The organism is Anatilimnocola aquadivae, assembly GCF_049819085.1.
Lineage (GTDB): Bacteria > Planctomycetota > Planctomycetia > Pirellulales > Pirellulaceae > Anatilimnocola.
Genome location: NZ_CP187419.1, coordinates 2324271 through 2344119 on the forward strand (window position 1 = coordinate 2324271; position 19849 = coordinate 2344119).

Consider the following 19849-nt stretch of genomic DNA (forward strand, 5'->3'; position numbering starts at 1 on the left):
AATGAATCGCAAGGAGTCTCACTTGAAATCGCTCGCAAAGGTTCTAGGTCGCGTATCGCATGGCGATTGTGTCGAGCGGATGAACTCACTCCCGGAAGGCTCGATCGATCTGGCTTTCGCCGATCCGCCGTTCAACATCGGCTACGACTACGATGTGTACGACGATCAGAAAGAGCATCAGGACTATCTCGACTGGTCCGAGAAGTGGATCGCAGCGGTGCATCGCGCGCTCAAGCCCACGGGCACGTTCTGGCTGGCGATCGGCGACGAGTACGCCGCCGAGTTGAAACTGCTGAGTCAAAAGGTCGGCTTTCATACTCGCAGCTGGGTCATTTGGTATTACACGTTCGGCGTGAACTGCAAGGCGAAGTTCAGCCGGTCGCATGCCCACTTGTTCTACTTTGTGAAGGACAAGGAGAAGTTCACGTTCCGCTCGCAGGAACTGGAGAATCGCATTCCCTCCGCGCGGCAGTTGGTTTACGGCGATTTGCGCGCCAATCCGAATGGCCGGCTGCCCGATGATACCTGGGTGCTGCGCCCGCAAGATCTCGCCGGCTGCTTTTCGACCGAAGAAGATACCTGGTACTTCCCGCGCGTCGCTGGCACCTTCAAAGAGCGCGCCGGCTTTCACGGCTGTCAGATGCCCGAGCAATTGCTGGGGCGGATCATTCGCATTTGTTCCGAGCCCGGCGAAGTGGTGCTCGATCCGTTCAGCGGCAGTGCCTCGACGCTCGTCTGTGCCAAGAAGCTGGGGCGCGAGTGCCTGGGCTTCGATCTGTCCCCCGATTACGTGACGCGGGGTAACGAACGGCTGGAGCAAACCAATGTCGGCGATGTGCTGACCGGTGCTGCAGAGCCGACGATGAGCGCCCCAAGCACCGCCGCGGGCAAGCGAGTCGCCGATAAGCTGGCGAATCCGAATTTCAAGAAAGGGACTCGGAAAGCGAATAGCAAAAAGGCGGACATGCCGCTGCTGAATGATTAATTGCCGGACGCGTCCATTCAGCTTTAGCCTCAACCACTGACTCCCAGCTCCCCAACATGGACTTCGTCTTTTCCACTTGCCTCGGTATTGGTTTGGCTGCTGCTTGCGGCTTTCGGATTTTCGTGCCGATGCTGATCCTGAGCATCGGGGCCCAGGCTGACCAGTTGGAACTGGGGATGGGCTTCGAGTGGCTCGATTCGCCGGTCGCCCTTACTTGCTTAGCCGTCGCGACGGCCCTGGAGATCGGTGCTTTCTATATTCCGTGGCTCGATAATTTGCTCGATACCATCGCCACGCCCGCAGCGATGGTCGCAGGGACGATTCTCACCGCTTCCGCAGTCACCGACATGACGCCCCTGACAAAGTGGACGGTGGCGATCATCGCCGGCGGTGGTGCTGCAGGGATGGTGCAAACAGGTACAGTGCTGGTGCGGGGAGCTTCGACGGCGAGCACCGGCGGCGGAGGCAACTTTGTGGTCTCGACGGCCGAATGGATTAGCGCGCTGCTGGTGACCTTGCTCGCGCTCATCGTGCCGATTCTGGCCACAGTAGTGGTGCTGCTGATGGTAGCCTACGTGATCTATCGCTTGGCCAATCGTCGACCGGCATTACTGCCGGTAGAGAAGCAGCCGCCCGCAAAGCAGGCATCTCGCGTAGAATGACGGCCCGTTATGTTCGCTGGCCGCCAAGCTCAAGATCCACCCCATGCCTCGCCACGTGCTCGCCGATTGGTACGACTACCCACAGTACTATGATCTGGCCTTTCTCGAAGAGACAAAGCCCGAAGCTGAATTTCTCGCTGCGGCTTTTAAGAAGTACGCCAAGCGGCCGGTAAAGCGAGTGCTTGAACCCGGCTGTGGCGGCGGCAGACTCGTCGTCGAACTGGCTGCCCGCGGCTACGAGATGCTGGGCTTTGATACCAGCGAACCAGCGCTGGCTTACCTACGCAAACAACTGGCGCGCAAGAAGCTCTCGGCGAAAGTCTACGCTGATGACATGACGCAGTTTACGGTCGACAAACCGGTCGATGCCGCGATCTGCACCTTTAACACTTTTCGCCATTTAACGACTGGCGAGGCCGCTCGCAATCATTTGCAGAGCATCGCGAATGCGCTCGCGCCGGGCGGCATCTATGTTCTGGGCCTGCATCTGTTGCCGCCCGATGCCGACGAAGAAAGCCTGGAACGCTGGACGGCGGTAAAAGGACAAACCAAGGTCGTCTTTACCCTGAGGGTGCTCGATTTCAACCGCCGCACGCGCCTCGAGAAGATGCGAGCCACGATGCTGGTCCGCTCGCCCGGCAAAGAACTGCGGCTGGCGAGCGAGTTTAGTTTTCGGCTCTACACGGCGGCTCAAATCCGCTCGCTGTTTGCCGAAGTGCCGGATCTGGAACTCTGCGACGTCTACGACTTCTGCTACGAGATCGATGAGCCGCTCAAGCTCGATAACGAGATCTCGGATACGGTCTTCATTCTGCGTAAGAAGTGAGCCCACAACCGCTTCGCGCCATAGACGCGGCTTGAAGCAGCTTGCGCTTACCCCAATTTTTCCACGGGGCTTAATCGCGTCGCCCGCACGCGCCTACGCTGGCCGCCGGTACGTATCATTATCGCACACGAAGTAATTTTCAGTTCGATCCTGCTACAACCTCGCAGGTCGCGGTACGACATTCGTGCGCACCAATCGGCAATTTGTCGCTATATACAGGCTTATATCAGTCAATCGTGCTTTTCTGGCAAGAATCCGCTGAAAAGAATTGACGACGCCTGGCGAACCGCTGATATTTCGCAGGCGAATTAATATCCCTGCTGTGGAGCGTCGTCATGAACGTCCCTTCTCTCGCGATCGGCTGCCGCGCGTACAAACACCGCGGTCAAGCGTGGGGAGCAAGGTACTCGCGACTCGTCACCACCCTGGCCGCATTCGTGGACCAGGTACTGCTGCTCAGCAACTGCCGCGCAAGGCCCGTTCTGGGTCATCCATTTCCGGATAGGCGCGTTCTCGTTTCCTCCTTCTTTCTTTGGCGAGGGGTGCATCATGGGACGACATGTTTTCAAGCGAGGGTTTACGCTGGTTGAACTGCTGGTAGTCATTGCAATTATCGGTGTCTTGGTGGCGCTATTGCTGCCCGCGGTGCAGGCGGCTCGCGAAGCAGCACGCCGCATGCAGTGCGGCAACAACGTGAAGCAATTGGCCTTGGGCCTGCAGAACTATCACGATACGTTTTTGAATATGCCTTACGGCGCTCGCAACCGCTCGACGAACGCCCCCAACTACAACTCGACGAACGGCTTTGGCTCATCCTGGATCGTCGCCACGTTGCCCTTCTGCGAACAACGCCCCTTGTTCGACAGAATCTATTCCGCCAGTACGGCTGCTACTGGCAATCACTTTAATGCGGGCAACGCGACCACCGGCGTGCGCGGTGCGGCCCATAACGCCAAGATCAAGTACTTGCTGTGCCCATCGAGCCCACTACCGGAGACCGAGGCCATCGGCGGGGCAATCCTCGTAACGCCCTCGTATGTGGGAATCATGGGAGGCAATGGCGAAACGAATAGCAACGTCAATCTCAGAGTGGTCGAAGAACGCGTCGTGGGCAATCACGTTGGTTCAACCGTGTATGCCACCGGATTCTCAGGTAGCGGCATGCTGCCGATTAACGAAACACTCAACATGGCAGCCTGCACCGATGGAACCGCCAATTGCATCATCGTGGGCGAAGTCTCCGATTGGTACTACCAAACCTCGGGCTCCAACAAGGTGCGGCAAAACCCGGCTGCTTCCAAAGGCCTGGGCTGGATGGCGGGTAACAACCTGCCGTACACGAGCGGCATCGCCCGCCGGGTGTTCAAGGGAGCGCCTTCGATTGGCTCGAATTCCGTGGCCAACTTGGTTTCGGTGGCTTATCCCGTTGGAATCAACAACCGCATTACGACTACCGGTGTTCCCAACTGGGGAGCCAGCGGCATCGGTACCAATGGTCCGAACAATCCGCTCATTTCCGGTCATCCGGCGGGCGCAATCGCAGGGTATCTGGATGGCCACGTGCAGTTGCTGACCAAGCAAACTCCGACCTATATCCTGAAGCGATTGGCCATTCGTGACGACGGCGGAGTCATTCCCGAGTAGGACTTCGACTCGCAACCTAAGCGGTAGCGAGCACGCGCTGCCGCAGCAGCGAAAAATACTCGCTGGGCTGAGCGAAGAAGACTTCGGGCAGCATTTCGTACTTGCGCAGGTCGGCTTCGACACGGGCGAAGCCAACCTCCGCCGCAACACGAAAGGCCTGCTGTCCTCGGGCGATTCGTTCGCTGCGATCGGCGAAGTTGCGAAACCAAAACGAAGTGCTGTCCGGAAAGTACGCGAAGTGAATGATCGGCCGCAAGGCGACGAATTTCGCAGCGGGCCAATCAAAGGCATCGACCGCTGCCTGCAAGTTCGGTCCCACGACGTGCTCTTGTTCATACAGAAAGTGCGCCGTGAAAATCTCCTGCTTGTCGGCAGCCGAGAGGATCGTCCCCAACCGCTGGGCGACATGGATCTTGTTCAAAGCGAGCAGCAGATCGTGCGGCACCAGTTCCGCGGCAGCTGGATCGTCGCCATGTTCGGCGGTGAAGTGAAAGTTGGCGTAGGTGTCGGCACAGACGCGGCGGTTGATATCGCGAAAGGCATTGGCAAACGCTTCGAGTGCAGCCAGTTGGCGGGCTTTCAATTCCGGCTGAAACGCATATTGCCAGGCGAGTTTCTGCCCCAGATCGAGCGCCCAACGGAAGTAACCGCGGGCCCACAAGGCGCCGTGCGCGGCGATCAAAGGGAAGATGTGATTGCCGCCCGAAGCCCGGTAGATGTGTCGATAGACCGATGCTCGCTGAGCCAGTTGCGTCAGCGAACCAGCTAGTTTTTCTCCTTCATCTCGCCAGGCTTGCAACTTCCGTTGCAGTTCATCGCGTTTCATTTTCAGCACTCCTGTGTAACGGCTGCGATCGTCGTTTGCCGGCGATGCATCGGGCCAGGTGTCTAACCGCGGCCAGCCGCAAGAGATAACCGGTAGTTTTTGTCCTTGCATGGCTGGCTGTCGGGCCTGTTGGTGGCAGCGGGAAAATTTGACGCAAATCACAGACTGTGACGCGACCTGCGATCAGCTACTTGACAATGTACTAGCGTACACATATTCTGTCAATAGAGAACAAGTGTTTTTTAGATATGGAATACATGAGATGGTATTGTTTGCCATTAGATTATCAATGGTGTGATTGTTGCCATAAGTGAAGGGTTGAGTAGGCAAGCGAGGCAGGTTCGCGAGGAGGAGAAAATGGTTATCAAACGGTTTTCAGACGTTCGTCAGAATGATAGGGTGCGGCGAACGCAAGTGCTGGCAGAGTGGCGGTTAGGGGCAATTGGTTATCGCGAAAAAACACGCGAAAAAGTTATCAAAATTGGTTATCAAAACGGCTGGAATGGGAACGGCGTCGAACGGGCTGAACAGCGATTAAGGGAAACGGAAATGCCTGGCTCAAAAGCGCAGAGATGGCAGAGAGCGGCCACCAGCGCGGAGCCTCGCAGTGGAAGGAGATGGTGCCGAATCTTGCTTCAGCTTGGCGCAGAAAGACGTTCCACTGGGTGTGACGCTAGCAGGCAGAATCCGCAAATTCGGAATGATCCGAACGACTGGTGCGATCCGATCATTCGTTACAGGTTCTCAGCGAAACGTATCACGGGGGGTGGTACGTCGCTGAGTTCCGCTGCCGGTGTCAGGGAAGCGGAGTGCAATGCTCCCGCCGCCCCGCGACTGTATGGGTGACGAACGCCAACGAGGCCACTGACCGTGTAAGCGGTTGGGAAGGCCGGCTAGTAGGACGAACCCGAGCCAGGATATCTGACCCGTGCGGCCCGCTGTCACATCATTTTCCCGTGGGGGGAAGAGGACATCATGCTTTGGCCATTTGGCCCGCGCCAGCGAGATGGCTCGCTGCTGCGCAAGCTGCAGATTCTATTTCGAACGACATTGGCTGGTTTACTTCTGTTTGTCACGGGCGGTATCGCGGCCGCTCAGGAGCAGGCTGCTGAGTTACAGCCCGTTGCACCGGGCGACCTGACAGTCGCTCAGCAGGAAGAGCCGCGCCCCGTCGAAACATTGCCGGAAACTCAGGTACAAGGGACGCTCAATCGATTCCCTGCGGAACCACTGCCCGCCGACGATGTCATCGCGCCGACACGTACCCCGCAGCCGGCTTCGCAGAATGCAAGTTCGGTAACGGTGATCACCGCCGAGCAGATCGAGCGGAGCGGTCAAACCAACGTGGCGGAGGTCCTTCGCGGCACGCTGGGTGTCGACGTCGTCCGCCAAGGTGGCCCCGGTGGTCTCACCAGCGTGTTCATGCGCGGTGCGAACTCGCAGCATACCAAGGTGCTGCTCGATGGCATTCCATTGAACGATCCCAGCAACGCTTCGCGACTATTCGATTTCAGCACTCTAAGTACCGACAACATCGAGCGGATCGAAGTGCTCCGCGGGCCCCAGAGCATGGCTTACGGCAGCGATGCCATCGGTGGTGTGATCAACATCATTACGCGCCGCGGTCAGGGACCGCTTTCGGTTCGCGCGGGTGCCTTGGGCGGTGCCTTCAATACCGGGCAGACTAGCGTCACCGTGCAGGCAGGTGACGAGCACGCTTACTACTCGGTGAGCGGTTCGTTTATGTCGACCGGCGGCATCTCCGCTGCCAGTGCGCGGGTCGGTGGTGTCGAGCACGATGGCTTCAACCTGGGAACTGCCTCGGGACGCATGGGCTGGAATGTCACGCCGGACTTTAACATCGACTATGTCTTTCGCGCCAGCGAAGGCCTCGCCGAAGTCGACGACTATGACTTTCTCACCGGACTGCCCATCGACAATCTGATTCGCAAGAACGCGACCAACAGCTTCGCCAATCGCATTCAGCTGAACTGGCTGTCGCTTGAAGGACAGTTCCAGCAGAAGCTCGGTTTCAACGTCAACAACGTCGAGCGGAAAGATAACGACCCGGGCTTTTCGCCGGCGAGGTTCCACGGACAAACTCGCGAGATCGACTATCTCGCCAGCCTGCTCGTGACACCAACCAACACCGTGAATGTCGGTGCCAACTACCTGGCCGAAGATGCCTTCACCTCGGACAACACCCAGCAATCGCAGAATGTGAAGGGCGTGTTCGTGCAGGATCAGTTTCAACTGCTCGATCGCTTCTTTGGCACGGCCGGTGCTCGTTGGGACGAAACTAGTCGGGCGGGTCCGGCCCAAACGTATCGCGTGACGGGCCTGTATCGCATTGACGAAACCAACACCGGCCTGCATGGCACGATTGGCACCGGCTTTCGCCAGCCCGCACTGGCCGAGAACCTTTTCCAGTTTGGCAATCCGAATCTTCGTCCCGAAAAGAGTAAGGGCTGGGACGTGGGTGTGCGGCAAGGCATGTGGGACGACATCGTCTGGTTCGACGCCACCTACTATCGCAACGACTTTGTCGATCTGATCGTGTTCGACTTCAACACTTTCAGTTTGCAGAACGTCGGCAACGCCCGCAGCAACGGTGTGGAACTCTCCATCTTCGGTCAGCTCACCCAGAACCTGGTCGCGAACATTTCTTACACCCTCGACGATACGCTGAATGTCGATACCGGCACGCAGTTACTTCGTCGTCCGCGCGAGAAGTGGAACGCCTCGCTGACGCGCAGTTGGTACGACGGGCGGGGAGCAGCGACGCTGTCGTTTCAGTACTACAGCAACCGCCTGGATACGGGAAATCAGGTGCTGCCGAACTATGCCCTGCTGAATCTTTCGGGCAACTGGAAGATGACCGACCGCATCGAACTTGTCGGCCGCTTCGACAACATCACGAACACCGAGTACGAAGAAGTGCTGGGCTACGGCACGCCTGGCTTCGGTGCCTACGGAGGCTTTAACGTGTACTGGTAACGCAATGGCGTAACATCTTCCGCCCCCGGGTCTGCCCGGGGGCATTGGCTTATGCACTACCGGCGCTCGACACAGCGGCAAATCGCAAAAGTGCGAGATTTAGGCAACCACTGTCCGCAGGTAGTGCAAAGGCCGTTAAACCCCCGCCGCTGGGGCGGGGGCGATGGTTCCTTTCGGAGTCGCAATAGTTGCTCGAGCCTTGCTCCTTCTGTCGCCACGCTTGGCGGCAGTTACAATGGGCGGTTCCTCTCGAAGCATCCCGCCTTTTGTACCAAGGACTGCAATCCATGCGCTGGCAACTCGTTCCTACCCTGCTCGGTGGCCTGATGATCTTCGCCGCGAGCTCCCTACTCAATAACGCAACCGCTGCTGACGAGGGCTTCACCAGCCTGTTCGATGGCAAGACGCTCGCCGGCTGGCAAGGCAGCACCAACGGCTATCTGGTCGAAGACGAGGCCATCGTTTGCGATCCAAAGTCGGGCGGTAATCTTTACACCGACAAAGAGTACGGCGACTTCGTCCTGAAGCTGGAATTCAAGCTCACCCCCGGCGCGAACAACGGCATCGGCATTCGCACCCCGATGAAGGGCGACCCAGCTTACGTCGGCATGGAACTGCAAGTGCTCGACGATACCTCCGACAAGTACAAGAGCCTGGCGCCCTATCAGTATCACGGTTCCATCTATGGCGTCGTGGCCGTAAAGAAGGGGCATCAGAAGCCCGTCGGTGAATGGAACACGCAAGAGATCACGGTGAAGGGAAAGCACGTCAAGATCGTGCTCAATGGCGAGACCATCGTCGACGCCGACATCGAAAAGGCCAGCACACCAAAGACGCTCGACGGTAAGAATCATCCCGGCTTGTTGAACGAGAAGGGCTACATCTGCTTCTGTGGTCACGGCGCGAAAGTCGCCTTCCGCAATATTCAGATCAAAGAGTTGAAGTAAGCCTGTCCGGTCATCCAAGTCGCAGATCGTGCAAAAGCTAATGAACCACCGCCGCAGGGGCGGTGGCGTTGGCTGTACGAATTATCCAAACCGACCCGTCACGTAGGACTCGGTTTCTTTCAGTTTGGGCCGAGTGAAGATCTCGGAAGTCTCGCCGTACTCAATCAGCCGGCCGAGATACATGAACGCCGTGAAATCGCTCACGCGCGATGCTTGCTGCATGTTGTGCGTAACGACAATCAGCGAATAGTCGCCGCGCAGTTCTTGAATCAGGTCTTCGACCTTCGACGTGGCGATTGGATCGAGCGCCGAGCAAGGCTCATCGAGCAACAGCACATCGGGCTCACCAGCGATCGCGCGGGCGATACACAACCGCTGTTGCTGACCGCCCGATAGTCCGAGCGCACTATCGCCGAGCCGATCTTTCACTTCATCCCAGAGTGCCGCGCCTCGCAGGCTCTGAGCGGCTACCTCGCGAATGACATTGCGATCTCGTTCGCCATCGATTCGCAGCGGATAGACGACGTTTTCGAAGATGCTCATCGGAAACGGGTTCGGCTTTTGAAACACCATCCCCATTCGCTTCCGCAGTTCGATCACGTCGACTCCTGGGGCGTAGATCGACTGGCCGTTGATGGCCATCTCACCCTTAATCTCGACATTCTCGATCAGGTCGTTCATCCGGTTGATGCAGCGGAGCAGCGTACTTTTGCCACAACCGCTGGGGCCGATGATCGCGGTCACTTGTCCGCGCGGGAAGGAGAGATTGACATCAAACAGCGCCTGCTTGTTGCCGTACCACAGGTTGAAGTCTTTCACTTCGACAACCGGGTCAATGCCCTGCAGCGACTTGTGAATCACAGGCTGAATTGGTTCACCCCGCGCGATGGCATCTAGCCGCGAACTGCTCACGGCGGGCTTGGCATCGGTTGGTTTGGCGGTCACGGGTGCGGTCATGGGCAAAAGGGTCGCAAAACTGGCGGCGGAGCAAAGCTCCTAGTATCGTAAACTCCTGAGCCGCTTGCGGCGAGTCCGTCCTCGGTTAAGAATTATGGAAGAACTGGCCGAATCTTCGACCACTCTTCTCGTTTCGCCCTCCTTTCCTGAGTTGAACCTTCATGAATCCGATTGTTCCGGTCTCCGGTCATTTGTCTCGTCGCGCCGCCCTCCGTCTCGCGGGTGCTGGCGTACTGGCTGCTTCGCTCCCCGCGCTCGCCCTGGCGCAAGACAAGAAAGAGCCTCTTTTCAAGATCTCGCTGGCCCAGTGGTCGCTGCACAAAACATTGCAGCAGAAGAAGCTCGACAATCTTGATTTCGCCAAGACCGCCAAGAGCGATTTCGGCATCGAAGCCATCGAGTACGTCAACCAGTTCTTCAAGGACAAGGCCAACGACTCGAAGTACCTGGCCGACCTCAAGCAGCGGTCTGACGATTTGGGCGTGAAGGTGCTGCTCATCATGTGCGACGGCGAAGGTGCCCTCGGTGATGCCGACGAAGCCAAGCGAACCAAGGCCGTCGAGAATCACTACAAGTGGGTCGAAGCAGCCAAGTATCTGGGCGGCCACTCGATCCGCGTGAATGCCCAATCGGGCGGCACCTACGACGAACAGATCGACCGCGCGGCCGATGGTCTTCGCCGGCTGACCGAGTTCGCTGAGAAGCACAACATCAACGTCATCGTCGAGAATCACGGCGGCAATTCCAGCGACGGAGCCTGGCTCGCCAAGGTGATGAAGAAGGTCGATCACAAGATGTGCGGCACCTTGCCCGACTTCGGCAACTTCAACATCGGCGGCGGCAAAGTCTACGATCGCTATCAAGGCGTCGATGAGTTGATGCCGTTCGCCAAAGCCGTCAGTGCCAAGAGCCACGACTTCGACGACAAGGGGAACGAGACCAAGACTGACTACAAGAAGATGCTGGAAGTCGTTGTGAAGAAGCACAACTATCACGGTTACTGCGGCATCGAGTACGAAGGCAGCAAGCTCAGCGAACACGATGGCATCATCGCTACCAAGAAGCTGCTCGAACGCGTCCGCGACGAACTGGCCAAGGCGTAAGCGAGTCGGTAGACGAGTTGTTGACTAACATGAAAGGGCACGCCAACGGCGTGCCATATTTTTTTAAGCTGCCTAAAGACCGGACAGCTTGTGGTTGGTCTCGTTCCCTGCTGGAGAGAGACCGAAATACACCTAAAACTCCTTCCCCTTCGGTGCCATCGGCACCGACTTCACGGGTGGAAGCGGTGGCGGCAGTTCTTCGGCCTTGGGGTCTTTGGGCTTGGCTTTAAAAGCCTTCTGCCCGCCAAACAGATCGAAGATCGGCAACTTGAATTCTGGTTTGGCCTCAGCGGGATCTTCGGGCTTGCGCGCCAGATCGACCTCGATGTGCGCGATCAGCCGACCCTGCTCTTTGGTCAGGTGACCATCGAGTCCGCGGAACCAATCGAGCAGCGGAGCCTTGTAATCGACCGGCGCTAGGTCATACCGCTCGGGCCAAACGGTCGACCGCCAATAAAGCCCCGAGCCGACTTCTTCCATCAGCTTGTACTCGCCGTCGAGCGGACAGTTGAGCTTGGCGTTCAGCAGATCCTCGGCGACATAAGCACATGCTTCCATCGGCACGTGCAGTTGCTGATTGAGCATGTGGAGAAAACGAACATTGCCCGACGAAGCCGATAGGGCCCGATCGTAGTACATCTGATTAATCAGCGGAGCGACCTTGGCAGTGCTCAGGTCGCCAATGTGCAGGCGAATCTGCGCCGGAATCTCGGCTTCGACCACGCGCAGTTCCGGCGTCACATGGGCCAGCACGTTGGCGTCGAACGATAGCACCGAGAACCCGCCCCCTTCGCGCCGCCACAGGCCGAGCGGCAGTTGCGAGAAGCCATTGGCATCGGGGCGCGAGCTGAGCAGGTTACCCAACGGCAGCGCATCGAGGTAACCAGCCTTTGGCCACGAGCCAATGTAGCCGGGCGTGTTGCGCAGCATCTGCAACGTGGCGAACAGTCCGGTCTTGCGATTCTCCAGCACCGGTGTCAGATCTTGCATACCCAGAAACAAGTGATGGGGCGGGATATTGCCGAGCAAGTTCATCTCTTTCACCACCGCCTGGGCCGAGACGATATCGTCGGCACTGCGGGTGATCATCTGCGTTGTCGGTGGTCCCAGCATCGACATCAACTGACCATACTTGGCTTCGTTGAGCGGCGTGATGTTGCCGTCGATCGTGACGCGCTCGATCGTGGGTGCGGCTGGATCGGTCTTTTCCAAGGCAAAACGCTTGATGCCAATCATCAGCGGATCCATCACCTTCCACTCGTTGGTATAGGCCGTTACCTGGTCCCGATATCGCTGAGCTTCGGCAGCAGTCACCGCTTGAACTTGGGTATCAGCAATCGGCAGGAAGGTGCCCCGCGCACCGCGGCGCGTGTCGTACAGTTCTTCACCAGCGACTGCCGGGGCACTGCCATCGGGACGACGACCGAACGAAGGGGGCAGAAAGCCACCTTGAATCAGCGTGTCGATTTTCTCGATGTCGTACCCTTCACCCCGAGCAGCGAGCCGCGCGAAGCGAAGCAGATCAAGATCGGTCGTAGCCTGCATCCGTCGGCGCAGTTCGATTTGATACTGCGGCGTGAGCATGCCCTCGAAGAACGATTTCGAGAAGTAGACGAAGATCGTGTCATCTCGCACCAGCGGCAAAATGGTACGAGCGTGCAGAAACTCCGGCGACTGAGCCAGTGAGCCGGCCCCACCACTCACGGCAAGGAACCGTTCGACCATCGTGCGCGACGTCGTCACCAAGTGATACTTGCCATCGTTCACATAGAACGACCGCAGATGATTGTCGGGAGTCGAAGCAAACGAAACATCGCGGCCGGCGATCTTGATTGTTTCCAGCTTGGAGCCGCGATCCTTGTCGCGCTCGATAGCCCGCTGTCGTTGCTTTTGAATGTCGTCGTCGAGCACCTCAGGCTGCTTGGCTTCGAACAGAATGCCCATCGCGGCCCCATCGACCAAGTACAAGTCTTGCCCGATGAGAGCCACGTCGTTGATGATGCTCGGGCCCAAAACTTTCGCCAATGCATTTTGCTCGAGCCCCAGTTGATCTTGAATTCGCTTGTTCAGCGGCGCGGCATAGCTGCGCATGGTGACCATGCTGCCGAGATCGCCGCCATAATCCTTCAGCAGGTCGCTGAGCCATAGATAATTGCGAAAGGTGCCAAAGCGAATGTAGAAGTATTCCGGTGGTACATGCGAGGCGATGGTCTCGACGGGAATTTCCCCTTCGAGCGCAGGCAAGGCCGGTGGCGGCCAGGCCATGCCCGCGGGCAGTGGTTCGCTGAGGCGGCCGCTGTAATCTCCCTTGCCCAGCATCGAATCGCGCAAGGTCCGCAGGCGAAGATCTTCCAAGCCAAGAAGCAGTTCCAGCGATTCATAGGTGGCCGGCGCTGGGGCGGCGCGCGCTTCGCGCCGTTCTTCAAGTTCGATGTCTCGCCAGGCGAGACCCATCCGCTGCGAGAGCATCGCCTGCAGATAATTTTGGATCAGCGGCGGATGATCGCCGCGCGTGATCTGCAGCTTGGCCGCTTGTTGATAATCGCGCCACCAGGCATCGCGCAGGCGATCGTAAACTCGGCGGTTCTCGTTGCGGGGAGTGAGCGACACTTCGGTCTTGCTGGGGCTGAAGAGCGTCAGTTCGAGCGGGTCATCACCCTTGAACAGAAAGTGGATCGTCACCGACTCGGCAACGCCCTGCTGCGGATTGCCGAGGACTTGCGTCAACAGTCGGCCCAGCACACCGGGCATCGCGGCGGGGTAGAAGATGCGGCCGTTCTTTTCCTCCAAGCGGCACAGGCGATCATCAATGCTGCCGACATCCGCCCCGCTAAAGGTGATTTTGCCGACGCCGAACGGCCGACCGATGGCTGCCTCGCCTTCAACACGAGCGTGTAGGACAGAGACACTGCACACGGCAGCCACAAACAACGCCCCGGACAAACCGGCGCGCAACCAACCACTCAACGGCGACATAGCAAACCTCGTCTCTACTCGGCATTCGAACAATGCGCTCATCGCCCACACGCAGCCTCGGGTCAGAGATTGCGGGCAGGCCCAAGCAACGACCGCATTTTACGCATGACCACCCCAGCGGGCATGGGCCGCTAGCGAGTTTCAGCCGGTTTTTCCGGACAAACATTTTGCCTTTTGCCAGCAGGCCACCGCCGCAAAATGCTACCCAGAACCGCTGCGTATAGTTTCCGCCCAGCGGTCTTTCTTGCTGCCGTTTTTCGACCTATTTGTTCAACAATCCACTCCATTGTTGAACACACATGTCGCGAAAACCCCGAGAGTTGTGCTATCCGCTGTTCAACAATCGACCCGATTGTTGAACGCCCCCCTTTTTGCGGTTTTGCGATGATTCGAATGGCGGTAAGCCATCGCAAACAATCGCAACTACTTCACCTCTTTCACTTCCACCACATCCACCTGCACAAACTGGCCGTTGTAAGGCTGGGGCGCGGGAGCAATGTCGGGCACGACCAGCTTCTTGAAGTTGGTGATCAGGCGGCCGTTCTGGCCGTCGCCGTGGAAGGTGATTTTGGCTCCGCCATCGATCTCGATGGTTTGCGTGTAGTCGATGGTGAAGATCTGGTGGCCGACTTTTTCCTGGCGATTGAGAAAGTAGTGCGACTCGGGCGATGAGACCTTGATCTGATAGACGTTGTACGTGCCGTTGTTCTTCTCGCCACCGATATAAAAATAATCGCCGACCTGCTTGCCGCCTTTGTACATCATCGGTTCGACGACGCCGCGAAAGCGGAGCGTGACCGCGTACTTCTTTCCTTTCTCGCCGCCAAAATCCTTTTCGACCGTGAAGTTGTCGGTCAGCTTCGGGTCCCCCTTCACCAGTCCCGATGCGCCGTCCGCCCCTTCTTTGGGCTTCTCAGGCATCGGGTCCTTGCAAGGAAATTCAAACCGAAAGCCATTCATTGACGCGCCGGGCTTGGCAGCGTCTTCGGCGAACGCGAGCGAAGCAGCGGAGACAACCAGCAAACTGAAAGCGGTCATCAGAGAGAGGATTTTCATCAAGGCACCTGAAGCAGGAGGGAGGGAAGAGGGCGAGCGCAGAACAAAAATCTGCAGGTCGCATTGTACGCCACCGCCGCGCACATCGCGCGAGTGGCGAACCAACGAATCGCTTCTCGTTTCCTGGCCTCTGCTATTGGTGAAGCAGACGCGATCTCAACGAACCGCGGCCAGCAGACGTTCGGCTTCCGCTTGCGAAGAGAAGAAGCCGATGTCGGGAAGGAAGGTTTCTGCCTGCGATTGTGTGGGAACTTCTGGGCCGTCCTGTTTCTTCTCGTATCGCCGCAGGCCCCAGTACTTGCCATTGATGACGACCGTTAGATACTGCGTGTCATCTCCCGGGCACGTTTTCAACAATTCCTGGCGGGCTTCTGGTGTCAGGTGCAGCGTCACGCTGTAATCTTGGCTGGATAAGCCGCTATTGGAAAAATCGTGTTTCGTCAGCTTGGCATCCGCGACCGTCTTGGCGGTCAATGTCAGAGCGGGCTTTTTGTGCGGGTAAACAATCGAGTCTGGATCACAACTCGATTGAAATCCCTGGACCTCGGTCAGGCCTTCCACTCGCTTGGTCTCTACCCAGCGCATTTCCACCTTGGCCTGAGGTGGCTCAGCCACTGCGAGTCCTGTGATTAACGCACAGCAAATGCTCCACAAAACCGTCTGGATGCGTACCGCCATGACGAGCCTCCTCTTTCGAAAACGCCGCAGGTGCTTTTACAGCTTGCTAACTGCAAGACTGCTCATTGAATTGTATGCCAATAGTTCGCTGCACCTTTCATAAATATTGGCTATCGAAGACAACGATTTTCCCAATGTGACCGCACAACCCAGGGCGACGCTCAATGCGTTGTCGCCGTTTTCGTTCGTCCTGGATTAGACTACTTGCCGCCTCGCTGCGGTTTGAAGAAGTCCCGTCGTTTGATCTTGACCATGCGACCGTCGGGATGATGCCAGACGACTCCTTCGATGGCTTTAGGTTCGAGGTACGCTTTTAGCCCAGCGAAATCACGCGGAGCGTCGACGAGCGCCTCGTCACCATGCGGCACGAGCGTATGAAGCTCCAGGCCTTCGGGATTGCCTTGCACTTTGGGGCCGCACAGTTCGTAAGTTCCGTCAGGCAAGGTGGTCGCTACAGGCGTAAACGCTTCGCGGAACCAGCGATCTTCCGGACCGTCGCCGACCGGCAGCCAGCCTGGCCAATGTCCGGTGTTCGGGTCGGGATCTTGCGTTGGCTCAAAGCCCTGCGGAGGAGTCTTACCGAGCTGGGCATCGTATCGCTTGAAGAGTTTTCCCTCGCGCACCAGCGCGCAAGAGCCGTCGAACTTTTGCGTCGCAATACCTTCCCCTGCGATGACCCATTCAGCGCCGGGAACCACTTCGTTTCGCACCAGTTTGTCGGTTTCATAGTTACGTTGAAACAGCGAGATGATTTTCTTCATGACGGCACCCTGTCGAAGTGGCTGAGAAGCGGAATCGCAAGTACGCAGACACCGCTCGCGAAGATTGGTTCATGATATCCCTGTGCGACCGCGAGACTCGCGTCGACGCGGTTCCGGAATCTGTTGCTCGAAGCTTCGCTGGATTTCTTCTGCCCGAGCCCCCAGTTCCTGGCCCCCGCCTCTCAAGCTGCGGCTTGCATCGGCCCAGTCGCTGTGGCATATTGCGCGAGGTTTCTCTCCTTCAGACTGAGTTAGGATTTGTAATGCAGATTTGGCCGGCGATCGACCTGCGCGGAGGCAAGTGCGTCCGTTTGAAGCAGGGCGACTATCAGCGGGAAAAAGTGTACGGCGAAGATCCCGCAGAGATGGCTCAGCACTGGGTGCGGCAAGGCGCGTCATGCCTGCACCTAGTGGACTTGGACGGAGCGCGCGACGGCATTGGTGCCAATCTGGCGGCCATCACGGCGATTCTCTCGAACGTGAAGATCCCCTGCCAATTGGGTGGCGGCATTCGCGACGAAGCCATCATCAACCGCCTGCTGGGGATCGGTGTTTCCCGGTTGGTAGTCGGCACCAAGGCCTTGAAAGAGCCTGCCTGGTTCAAGCAAATGTGCGCGAAGTATCCGCATAAATTGGCCCTCGGCATTGATGCCCGCGACGGCAAAGTCGCCACCGATGGTTGGCTGGAAACAAGCTCGGCGCTGGCGATCGATTTTGCAAAGCAGTTCGCCGGCGATGCCGTCGGCGCAATCATCTATACCGATATCGCCCGCGACGGCATGCTGCAGGGACCGAATCTCCCCGCGATGGCCGAAATGAAGAACGCCACAAACATTCCCGTGATTGCTTCCGGCGGGGTGACCACCGCGGACGATGTCGTCGCGTTGGCAAAGATTCCGATGGATGGCGCGATCATTGGCGCGGCCTTCTATGAAGAAACACTCACGCTGCCTGCGGCACTCGCGGCAGCGAAGCGGTAACAAGGCAACAGAGTTTGAATGGCAACAAGAGATAACAAACAGGAAGGACAACGAATTAAGTAGCCCGACGCGTCAGCGAGGGGGAATTGCCAATCCAGTTTATCGGCAGTTCAACCCCTCACCCCAACCCTCTCCCCGGAGTACCGAGGCGAGGGAGTTGAATGCAAGTGTCTCGGGCTATCTGCAAAACCAAACATCGATGCACCGCGGAGCCTCTTCTCCCTCGTCTCTCCATCTACATGTGAAGGAAACGGGTATGGCTAAGGTCAATGTGGCGGATATTCGCAACGTGGCATTTTGCGGACATGGCGGCAGCGGCAAGACGACGCTGCTGGATAAACTTCTCACGCTGACCGGCGCGGTCTCGGGCGAACCGAGCGTCGATAATGGCAGCAGCATCTGCGATTTCGATCCCGAGGAAAAAGCTCATAAGCGGACGATCGAATCGAGCATCGTGCACTTCACGCACGACGGAAAACGGATCAACGCTCTCGATACGCCCGGCTATGCCGACTTCATCGGCCAGACCATCGGTGCCCTGCGAGCCGTCGAGACGGCCGTGATTGTCGTTAACGCCCATAGCGGCATCGAAGTGAATACTCGCCGCGTCTTTCAGGAAGCGGGCAAAGCAGGCGTCGGTCGAATGATTGTCATCAACCGGATGGATGACGCGAATATCGACTTCCCGAAACTCATCGAGCAGCTGCGCGATACCTTCGGCAATGCCTGCGCGCTGCTGAACATTCCCATCGGTCACGGTGCTGATTTTAAGGGAGTCGTCACCACGCTGGAGAAAGATCACGGCGTAAAAGGAACGCTGTTGCCGGTGGGCGACGTTCATACGCAGCTTGTCGAGTCGATTATCGAGGTCGATGAAGCGCTGATGGAAAAATACTTCGAAGGTGAAGAGCCCACGCCGGAGAAGATCGAAGAACTTACCGAGCAGGCCATCGCTCACGGCACGCTGATCCCAATTGTCTGTTGCTCGGCGAAGACAGGTGTCGGTCTGAAAGAACTCCTTACCGTGCTGGCTCATGAGGCATTGCCTCCCAGCCACATTCAGCGAGTCGCTTACAAAGAGGGGCACAAAGAAGGTGAGGAAGGGGACGAGATCCAGATTCAGGCCGATCCCAGCGCGCCCCTCATCGCGCAGGTCTTCAAAACGCGGATCGATCCCTTCGTACAAAAACTGACTTACCTGCGAGTCTACTCGGGCACCATCAAGAAGGACGATCAGGTTCACATTGCCGGGGTGCGCAAGAACGTGAAACTGGGCCCGATTCTCGAAGTGCAGGGCGCCGAGACGAAGGCGATCGAAAGTGCCTCAGCCGGCGATATCGTCGCGATTGCCAAGATGGAGGATCTGCACACCGGGAACTCGCTCGGTGAATTCGAAATGCCGCGAATTCCGTTCCCTGTGCCGATGGTCGGCCTCGCGGTGAAACCCAAGGCGCACAACGACGAAGCCAAACTCTCCACGTCGCTCCACAAGATCCTGGAGGAAGACTCCACGCTCAAGCTCGATCGCGACCCACAAACCAAAGAACTCGTGATGACCGGCATGAGCGATTTGCATCTGCAAATCCTGCGCGAACGGCTCCATCGTCGCGACAAGCTCGATGTCGATACTCGCCCGCCGAAGATCCCGTTTCGCGAGACGATCATGGCGACCGCCGAAGGGAGCTATCGCCACAAGAAGCAATCGGGTGGTCGCGGACAGTTCGGCGAAGTTCATATTCGCATGTATCCCTTGCCGCGCAACGTCACGCCGGAACAGTTCTGCAGCAAGGACAAGTTCCCGCAGATGAAGGATTTTCATTACGACCCGACGCATCGCTTTTTGTGGGTCAACAGCGTGGTCGGCGGCTCGATTCCCGGTAACTTTTTGCCGGCCATCGAGAAGGGGTTTAAGGAGCGCATCGAGAAGGGAGTGATCGCCGGACACACCGTGCAGGACGTCGCGGTCGAAGTGCACTACGGCAAGCATCACGATGTGGATAGCAGCGAAGCTGCGTTCAAGATCGCGGGCTCGATGGCCTTCCGCAATGTTTTCCAACAAGCCAAGCCGGCGCTACTCGAACCCATCGTGCGAATGGAGATCACCGTGCCGGAAAAATACGTCGGCGATCTCTACAGCGATATGTCGGGCCGCAGCGGTCGCGTGCTTGGGAACGACGCCGCTGGCGGTGGATATCAGACGATCTTCGCCGAAGTCCCCCTCCGCGAAGTCAGCACCTATGCTCGCACCCTCAGCAGCATGACCGGCGGCCAAGGAAGCTTCACGATGGAATTCGCCCACTACGACATCATGCCCACCGCCGTGCAGCAGGAAGTGGTCAGCAAGGCCGGCGTGCAGGAGGAGGAAGAGGAGTGACGGGAAGGGACCAGAGGTTAGGGGCCAGGGGCCAGGGAAAGAGACGAGGTGCGAGAGGCGCGAGACGGGGGTATATT

15 protein-coding genes and 1 riboswitch are annotated in these 19849 nt (G+C 57.9%); of the genes, 9 read left to right on the forward strand and 6 right to left on the reverse strand.

The features are described 5' to 3' along the window. The first annotated feature begins 22 nt into the window (after positions 1-22). The 4 genes from NA78x_RS09365 (at position 23) to NA78x_RS09380 (ending at position 4117) form a co-directional block, all read left to right on the forward strand. A complete protein-coding gene (locus NA78x_RS09365; RefSeq protein WP_425618174.1) occupies positions 23-985 on the forward strand; it encodes a DNA-methyltransferase in 963 nt (320 codons plus the stop codon). Between the two features lie 56 nt (positions 986-1041). After that, positions 1042-1647: a DUF4126 domain-containing protein gene (locus NA78x_RS09370; RefSeq protein ID WP_425618175.1), complete on the forward strand. Its 606-nt coding sequence runs from the start codon at positions 1042-1044 to the stop codon at positions 1645-1647. 43 nt (positions 1648-1690) lie between these two features. Then, positions 1691-2473, forward strand: a complete 783-nt coding sequence (locus NA78x_RS09375; RefSeq protein ID WP_425618176.1) for a class I SAM-dependent DNA methyltransferase — start codon at positions 1691-1693, stop codon at positions 2471-2473. A gap of 549 nt (positions 2474-3022) precedes the next feature. Further along, positions 3023-4117, forward strand: coding sequence for a DUF1559 domain-containing protein (locus NA78x_RS09380; protein WP_425618177.1), 1095 nt, complete (start codon positions 3023-3025; stop codon positions 4115-4117). 16 nt (positions 4118-4133) lie between these two features. On the opposite strand, the gene NA78x_RS09385 is transcribed toward NA78x_RS09380, so the two are convergent. Beyond that, on the reverse strand, positions 4134-4943 hold the full coding sequence (locus NA78x_RS09385) for a hypothetical protein (protein WP_425618178.1): 810 nt from the start codon (positions 4941-4943) through the stop codon (positions 4134-4136). Between the two features lie 747 nt (positions 4944-5690). Then, positions 5691-5886: riboswitch (cobalamin riboswitch) on the forward strand. Between the two features lie 32 nt (positions 5887-5918). Between NA78x_RS09385 and NA78x_RS09390 the strand changes: the two genes are divergently transcribed. Both NA78x_RS09390 and NA78x_RS09395 read left to right on the forward strand, forming a co-directional pair. Further along, complete coding sequence (locus NA78x_RS09390) at positions 5919-7940, forward strand: TonB-dependent receptor plug domain-containing protein (RefSeq protein ID WP_425618179.1); 2022 nt, start codon at positions 5919-5921, stop codon at positions 7938-7940. A 287-nt stretch (positions 7941-8227) separates the two neighbouring features. After that, positions 8228-8887, forward strand: a complete 660-nt coding sequence (locus tag NA78x_RS09395) for a 3-keto-disaccharide hydrolase (RefSeq protein ID WP_425618180.1) — start codon at positions 8228-8230, stop codon at positions 8885-8887. A gap of 81 nt (positions 8888-8968) precedes the next feature. On the opposite strand, the gene pstB is transcribed toward NA78x_RS09395, so the two are convergent. Continuing rightward, positions 8969-9844 (reverse strand): phosphate ABC transporter ATP-binding protein PstB, encoded by an 876-nt coding sequence (gene pstB / locus NA78x_RS09400; RefSeq protein ID WP_425618181.1) that lies wholly within the window; start codon positions 9842-9844, stop codon positions 8969-8971. Positions 9845-10005: 161 nt separating this feature from the next. Between pstB and NA78x_RS09405 the strand changes: the two genes are divergently transcribed. Continuing rightward, positions 10006-10947, forward strand: a complete 942-nt coding sequence (locus NA78x_RS09405; RefSeq protein ID WP_425618182.1) for a sugar phosphate isomerase/epimerase family protein — start codon at positions 10006-10008, stop codon at positions 10945-10947. A 132-nt stretch (positions 10948-11079) separates the two neighbouring features. On the opposite strand, the gene NA78x_RS09410 is transcribed toward NA78x_RS09405, so the two are convergent. From NA78x_RS09410 to NA78x_RS09425, 4 genes are all read right to left on the reverse strand, one after another. After that, positions 11080-13923, reverse strand: coding sequence for a hypothetical protein (locus NA78x_RS09410; RefSeq protein ID WP_425618183.1), 2844 nt, complete (start codon positions 13921-13923; stop codon positions 11080-11082). A 423-nt stretch (positions 13924-14346) separates the two neighbouring features. Next, a complete protein-coding gene (locus NA78x_RS09415; RefSeq protein WP_425618184.1) occupies positions 14347-14979 on the reverse strand; it encodes a hypothetical protein in 633 nt (210 codons plus the stop codon). Positions 14980-15135: 156 nt separating this feature from the next. Continuing rightward, positions 15136-15657 (reverse strand): hypothetical protein, encoded by a 522-nt coding sequence (locus tag NA78x_RS09420; protein ID WP_425618185.1) that lies wholly within the window; start codon positions 15655-15657, stop codon positions 15136-15138. Positions 15658-15857: 200 nt separating this feature from the next. Further along, complete coding sequence (locus NA78x_RS09425; RefSeq protein WP_425618186.1) at positions 15858-16418, reverse strand: DUF5565 family protein; 561 nt, start codon at positions 16416-16418, stop codon at positions 15858-15860. A gap of 263 nt (positions 16419-16681) precedes the next feature. On the opposite strand from NA78x_RS09425, the gene hisA reads away from it, so the two are divergent. Then, positions 16682-17398, forward strand: a complete 717-nt coding sequence (hisA, locus tag NA78x_RS09430; protein ID WP_425618187.1) for a 1-(5-phosphoribosyl)-5-[(5-phosphoribosylamino)methylideneamino]imidazole-4-carboxamide isomerase — start codon at positions 16682-16684, stop codon at positions 17396-17398. A 256-nt stretch (positions 17399-17654) separates the two neighbouring features. Continuing rightward, positions 17655-19772: an elongation factor G gene (locus tag NA78x_RS09435; RefSeq protein ID WP_425618188.1), complete on the forward strand. Its 2118-nt coding sequence runs from the start codon at positions 17655-17657 to the stop codon at positions 19770-19772. Positions 19773-19849: the final 77 nt, after the last annotated feature.